This window comes from Micromonospora sp. NPDC004540 (assembly GCF_040610095.1).
Taxonomy (GTDB): domain Bacteria; phylum Actinomycetota; class Actinomycetes; order Mycobacteriales; family Micromonosporaceae; genus Micromonospora.
The window spans coordinates 78,898-85,114 of record NZ_JBEXLR010000018.1 but is presented as its reverse complement, the minus strand read 5'-3'; the positions used below and the strand labels follow the sequence as shown (position 1 = coordinate 85,114).

The 6,217-nt window shown below is 73.9% G+C and carries 5 protein-coding genes; 4 read left to right on the top strand and 1 reads right to left on the bottom strand.

Features of this window, described 5'->3' with window-relative positions; genetic code table 11:
* Positions 1-160 precede the first annotated feature (160 nt).
* From ABZV78_RS09435 to ABZV78_RS09420, 4 genes are all read left to right on the top strand, one after another.
* The gene (locus ABZV78_RS09435; protein WP_355636933.1) at positions 161-1,456 is read left to right on the top strand and encodes a glycosyltransferase 87 family protein; all 1,296 of its coding nucleotides are present in this window, start codon (positions 161-163) and stop codon (positions 1,454-1,456) included.
* 56 nt (positions 1,457-1,512) lie between these two features.
* The gene (locus tag ABZV78_RS09430) at positions 1,513-2,145 is read left to right on the top strand and encodes a phosphoribosyltransferase family protein (protein WP_355636931.1); all 633 of its coding nucleotides are present in this window, start codon (positions 1,513-1,515) and stop codon (positions 2,143-2,145) included.
* 23 nt (positions 2,146-2,168) lie between these two features.
* Positions 2,169-2,543, top strand: a complete 375-nt coding sequence (locus ABZV78_RS09425) for a zf-TFIIB domain-containing protein (RefSeq protein WP_355636929.1) — start codon at positions 2,169-2,171, stop codon at positions 2,541-2,543.
* An 82-nt stretch (positions 2,544-2,625) separates the two neighbouring features.
* On the top strand, positions 2,626-3,309 hold the full coding sequence (locus tag ABZV78_RS09420) for a maleylpyruvate isomerase N-terminal domain-containing protein (protein ID WP_355636928.1): 684 nt from the start codon (positions 2,626-2,628) through the stop codon (positions 3,307-3,309).
* Between the two features lie 19 nt (positions 3,310-3,328).
* Here ABZV78_RS09420 and dnaB read toward each other — a convergent pair whose 3' ends face one another.
* The gene (gene dnaB / locus ABZV78_RS09415) at positions 3,329-6,148 is read right to left on the bottom strand and encodes a replicative DNA helicase (RefSeq protein WP_355636926.1); all 2,820 of its coding nucleotides are present in this window, start codon (positions 6,146-6,148) and stop codon (positions 3,329-3,331) included.
* Positions 6,149-6,217: the final 69 nt, after the last annotated feature.

Genomic DNA, 6,217 nt, shown 5'->3' with positions numbered 1-6,217 from the left:
CCCTCGCAGCGCCGCTGCACGACGCGGGCGCGGTGATCCGCCTGCCCGGCCGCCGCACCGGCGGCGGCCGCAACCGCACCGCCTCCCCGACGCCCTGACAACGGCAACTCGCCAAGATCCGCAGGCCGGCCGACGGCACCGGTCTGCCAGACTGGCCGGCGTGACCGCCGACGCCGACCGGGCCGCCCCCGCCTCCCGCCGCTGGCAGGCGGTCGACACCGCCGGCGGCGGCCTCGCCCTCGACCTGGGCCTCTACGCCGTCTCCGCGGTGTTCGCCGCGGTCACCGCCGCCACCTCGACGCTGCTGCCACACCGGGCCTGGGGCACGCTCGCCACCATCGGCTACGCGCTCGCGGCGCTCGCCGCCACCGCCCAACTCCTGGCCCGCCGCCGGCACGCCGGCAGTCCCCTCGCCGGCCTGCCCGCCCGCTGGACGGTCACCGGCTTCGCCTGGGCCACCACCGCCCTGCTGCCGGTGGTAGCGCAGAGCATCCAGCGGGCCGGCGGGCGGAGCGACCGGGCGCAGGAGGAGGTGATCGTGGTCGAGCACGCCGGCACGCGGCTCGCCGAGCACGGCACCCCCTACCTCGGACACGACGCGATCGCCGCCCTGCCCCCCGGCGAGCAACTGCTCGGCTACACCCCCTACCAGCCCGGGATGGCGCTGTTCGGGCTTCCCCGGGCCGCCGTCGACGCCTGGTGGACCGACGCGCGGGTCTGGTTCGCCCTGGTCACGGCGCTGGTGCTGGCCGCCGCCGTGCACACCCTGCGGGCCACCGCCGGCCCCGCCGCGCCCCGGCGGGACGCCGCCGTGCTGCGCGCCGTGCAGGCGGCCACCGTCCTGCCGGTCTGCGCGCTCACCCTGGCCACCGGCGGCGACGACCTGCCCGTACTCGCGCTCTGCCTGCTCGCCCTCGCCCTCGCCGCCGCCGGCCGGCCCGGCCGCGCGGGCCTCGCGGTCGGCGCGGCCGGGGCGCTGAAGCTCTTCGCCTGGCCGGTGGCGATCGTGCTGGTCTGCTGGGCCGCCACCCGCCGGGCCGGCACCCGCACCGCCCTCGGCGCCCTCGGCCTGCCGGTCCTCGCGCTGCTCCCCGTGCTGCTGGTCGACCGCGACGCCCTGGTGGAGAACGTGTTCCGCTTCCCGCTCGGGCACGGGCTGGTGACCAGCCCCGCGCAGTCCCCGTTCCCCGGCCACCTCATCGCGTCCGCACTGCCCGCCGGCCGGGTGGTCGCCGCCGCGCTGCTGGTCGCCGTCGGGGTGGCGATCGCCGTCCGGCTGCTGCGCCGCCCGCCCCGCACCGCCGCCGCCACCGCCCTGATCTGCGGGTACGGGCTGCTCGCCGCGATCCTGTTGATGCCCTCGACCCGCTTCGGCTACCTGCTCTACCCGATCGCCCTGCTGATCCTCGCACCCGCCCTGGCGCTCGCCGAACACCGTCGCGCGGTCGCCCCCTGACCGGCTTTCCGGCCAACTGGCCGGCGCGGCACGCCCGGAGGGCGTAGACCTGAGGCATGACCACCTACCGCGACCGGGACGAGGCTGGACGGATGCTCGCCGACCGACTCGGCGACCTCGCCGGACAACCCGACGTCATCGTCCTCGGGCTGGTCCGCGGCGGCGTACCCGTCGCCCGGGTGATCGCCGAGCGGCTCGGCGCGCCGCTGGACGTGCTGGTCGTCCGCAAGCTCGGCATGCCCCTGGCCCCCGAGGTGGCCTACGGCGCGCTCGGTCCCGGCGGGGTGCAGGTGCTCAACGACATGGTCGCCAGCCGGGTCGGGGAGGACGAGCGGGCCGAGGTCCGCCGGCGCGAGCAGGCCGAACTCGACCGCCGCGAACGCCTCTACCGGGGCGGCCGCCCGCAGCTCGACCTGACCGGGCGCACGGCCGTCATCGTCGACGACGGGTTGGCCACCGGCGCCACCGCCCGCGCCGCTGTGCAGGTGGCGCGGCACCTGGGCGCCGCCCGCGTGGTGGTGGCCGTCCCGGTCGGCTCCGACCAGGCCTACGAGATGCTCGCCGCCGAGGCCGACCAGGTGATCTGCCCCCAGGTCCCGCCCGACTTCGCCGCCGTCGGGGCCTACTACGACGACTTCCACGAGGTCTCCGACGACGAGGTGACGCAGGCGCTCACCGCCACCGCGTGATTCCACCGGGTACCTTCGGTGTCATGCAGCTCACTTGTCCCAAATGCCACGGAGAGATGCGCCAGTACGAGCGCAGCGGAGTAGTCATCGACCAGTGCGGCGAATGCCGCGGCATCTTCCTCGACCGCGGCGAGCTCGAGAAGCTGTTCGAGGCCGAGGCGAACTGGAACCAGCAGCACGGCGCCCGGCAGGCCGCGCCGGCCGGGGGCGGCTACACCCCGCCCCCGCCGCCACCGCCCGCCGCCGCTCCGCACCAGCCGGGCTACGGCGCCGTCCCGCCGCCCCCGCCGCCGCCCGGCCACGGCTACGCGCAGCCCGCGTACGGCCAGCACTACGGCTACCACGGCCACTACCGCCGCAAGAAGCACCACGGCTTCCTCGGCGAACTCTTCGACTGACCGTCGACACGCCGGGCCGGCAACCCACCGGCCCGGCCTCGCCGTCGTGCTGACCCCGCCACGCCGTGGCAGGCTGCACGACATGACCGCGATCCGGCAGCACGAGGCGCTGGCGCAGGCGTACGACGGCATCACCGCCGTCGTCACCCGACTCGACGACGCCGGCCTGCAACGGCCCACCCGCTGCCGCGGCTGGCTCGTCGCCGACCTGCTCTTCCACGTGCTCTGCGACGCGCAACGGGCGCTGGTCGCCCTCGCCAGCCCGGCACCGGGCCCGGCCGACGTCGACGACGTCAGCTACTGGCGCGCGTTCAGCCCCGGCGGCGACGACGAGGCGAGCGTGAAGCACGCCTGGTGGGCGCGCCGCTCCGCCGCCGCCTTCGACCGGCCCAGCGGGGTGGTGCGGATCTGGTCCGACACCGCGCCCGCCGCCGCCCGGGCGGCCGCCGCCGCCGACCCCGACGGGTACGTGACCACCCAGGGGCACGTGCTGCGCGTACCCGATTTCCTCGCCACCCTGAGCACCGAGGCGGTCATCCACCACCTCGACCTGGTGCTGGACCTGCCCGACGCCCCGCTTCCCGCGGAGGCCCCCACCCGGGTGGCGGTGGCCACGGTGGACGGGCTGCTCAGCGACGACGCGGTCCGACCGACCGGTTGGGACGACCGCGACTACCTGCTCAAGGCCACCGGCCGGGTGCCGCTCACCGACCGCGACCGGCTGGAGCTGGGCGAGGCCGCCGGCTGGTTCCCCCTGCTCGGCTGACCCGCTCGTCCGGCGGGGCTCAGACGATGGCCATGTCGACGAAGCGGGACAGGTGCAGCTGCGCGGCGACGGTGACCGTGTCCGTCGGGCCATTCCGGTGCTTGGCGATTATGAAGTCCGCCTCGCCGGCGCGCGGCGACTCCTTGTCGTAGTAGTCGTCGCGGTGCAGCAGGATGACCACGTCGGCGTCCTGCTCGATCGAGCCGGACTCACGCAGGTCGGACAGCTGGGGCCGCTTGTCGGTGCGCTGCTCCGGGCCACGGTTCAGCTGGCTGACCGCGATCACCGGGCACTCGACCTCCTTGGCGAGCAGCTTCAGGCCACGGGACAGGTCCGCGACCTCCTGCTGCCGGCTCTCGGTGCGCTTCGGCGAGGTCATCAGCTGGAGGTAGTCGACCACGATCAGCTTGAGGTCGTGCTTCTGCTTGAGCCGCCGCGCCTTGGCCCGGATCTCCATGAGGTTCATGCTCGGCGTGTCGTCGACGAAGAGCGGCGCCTCGCTGATCTCGCCCATGCAGCGGGCCAGCTTGGTCCAGTCGTCGTCGGAGAGCTGGCCGCTGCGGAGCACGTGCAGCGGGACGCGCGCCTCGGCCGAGAGGAGTCGCATGACGATCTCGACCTTGCTCATTTCCAGCGAGAAGATCGCCGACGCCTGGTTGGCGCGGATGGCGGCGTTCCGGGCGAAGTCCATGCTCGCCGTGCTGTTGTGCGTCGGAATCATGGACCGGCCGGCCAGGTAGAGGTGCTCGGGGTTGTCCACGGTCACGCAGCGCACCGGGACGCTCGGCACCGGCCGGACGTCCACGATGAAGCGGGAGGTCGTCCGGACGTCCGACGTGGTCCGGCGCCGCGCCGCATGTGCGGTCCGCTTCCGCTTCAGGCGGAAGACCGGGTCGGGCGTGGAGAAGTTCAGGGTGTAGGCCGTCGATGACGCCTCGGTCCGCCCGCGGACCTGCTTCTCGTTGACGGTGCACCGGTAGCCGAGGCTGACCACGAGCTCCCGGACACCCTCGATCAGCCGCCGGGAGGTGGAGGTGTACTGGAGATTCCCGGTCGGGGCAACCGTGCCGTCGGTGTCCATCAGCCCGGCGAGCAGCGCCCGGCGCTGGGCCACCGATGCCCGCAGGTACTCCTGCGGGATGTGCTTCTCGTGCGCGACCCCGGCTCGGCGGAGCAGGTCCAGGAAGGAGCCGTTCCGGCCGTAGCAGCCGGCGCACCGGCGGGTGGCCGGATTCTCCCGCAGCGCCCGGGTGGAGCCGCCGCAGTCGACGCAGGTCCCGTCCGGGGGCGCTGCGGCGTCGGGCAGCAGGATGGTGAAGAGCATCGGCCCGCTGGGGCGTACCACGAAACCATCCTGCGCGACCAGGTCGACCATCTCGGCATCCGCCGTGGTGAAGCGGGTGGCGCCGGTGCTCCCGTCGCCGAGCCACACACCGAGGGTGTACGGAGGAAGCACCAGCTCCCGCTCCGGCAGCTGGAGCGGCGCGCAGTTCTCCACCGCATGGTTCAGCCTGCGGTCCGCCGTGTCGGTCCGTAACGTGGCGGCGATCTGTGCAGTCGTCACCACCCCGTCGTGGCTGGTGAGGGCACCTGCGCTGACGTGTCGCTCGGCCCGTTCCCGGAGGCCGGTGAGAAGCGCTCCGGCGGGGTAGCCCGGAGCGGTCCAGTTGCGTACCTTGCCGGCCCGGGTCACCGGACGGCTCACTCGGTCGTTGGCACCGACCTGCCGGGCGACGGTGTGCAGCACGTTGCGGAACTCGGGGCCGACATGGTCGAGGGTCTGCGCGAGGGTGACCAGGCGGTGCGGCTCCGCGCCGGCCGCCGCCTCGACGGCCCGCACCTTCGCCAGCGAGGTCTCGGACCAGTAGTGCCGGGGCCGCGCCTCGGGCTGCCGGCGACTGGCCCGGGTGGTCGTCTTCCACAGGTGTTCGGCGTCCGCCACGATCACCGAGCCGTCGGAGAACTCGACCTCGTAGCAGGGGCGGTCGTACATGACGTCGAAGACGTTGGTGATGGTGGTCGGGGTGCCGTCCGCCGCCAGCAACTGGTCGCCAAGGCGTACCTCGCCCATGGTGGTCCAGCCGTCCGGAGTGGGCAGCGGCGTGTCGAGCGCGAGTGCCTTACCCAGACCGGGCCGGCCGGCCACGATGATCAGCTGGCCCGGGTGCAGGCCGTTGAGCAGGCGGTCGAGGTCGCTGAACCCGGTCGGCACACCGGTCATCACCCCGCCCTGGGCGCCCACCGCCTCGATCTCGTCGAGCGTCGGCTGGAGCATGTCGGCCAGGATGGCGAAGTCCTCGCTGACCCGCTTCTCGGTCACCTCGTAGACGGCTTGCTGGGCGAGGTCGACGACGTCGTCGACGTCTCGGCTGCCGCCCTGGCCGGTGCCGTAGGCGAGCTGGACGATCCTGGTGCCGGCCTCGACCAGCCGGCGGAGCACCGCCCGCTCGCCGACGATGCGGGCGTAGTAGGCCGCGTTGGCGGCGGTGGGCACGCTGGCGATCAGCGTGTGCAGGTAGGGCGCGCCGCCGATCCGGGCCAGGTCGCCGGAGTCGGCGAGCGCCGCGGCCACGGTGATCGGGTCGGCGGGCTCACCCCGGCCGTAGATGTCGAGGATCGCGTCGAAGACGGTGGCGTGCATCGGGCGGTAGAAGTCGTTCGACTTGAGGATCTCGACGACGTCTGCGATGGCGTCCTTGGAGAGCAGCATGCCGCCCAGGACGCACTGCTCGGCGGCCACGTCCTGAGGCGGGGTCTTCTCGAACTGGCCGTCCCGCTGCGCCGGCGCCGGCGGTTGCCCCCCGGCCCGCTCCGAGCGCGTCTCGTCGGTGACCGACACGGGTCCCCCCTTGCTGCGTCGGATCGGATCCAGCTCTACCGCCGGGGTATGACAACTTCCGACGACCCT

Excerpts from the sequence above, each read along its gene's own strand:
- ABZV78_RS09430 (WP_355636931.1), top strand. The coding sequence starts at position 1,513 with ATGACCACCTACCGCGACCGGGACGAGGCTGGACGGATGCTCGCCGAC.
- ABZV78_RS09425 (WP_355636929.1), top strand. The coding sequence starts at position 2,169 with ATGCAGCTCACTTGTCCCAAATGCCACGGAGAGATGCGCCAGTACGAG.
- ABZV78_RS09420 (WP_355636928.1), top strand. The coding sequence starts at position 2,626 with ATGACCGCGATCCGGCAGCACGAGGCGCTGGCGCAGGCGTACGACGGC.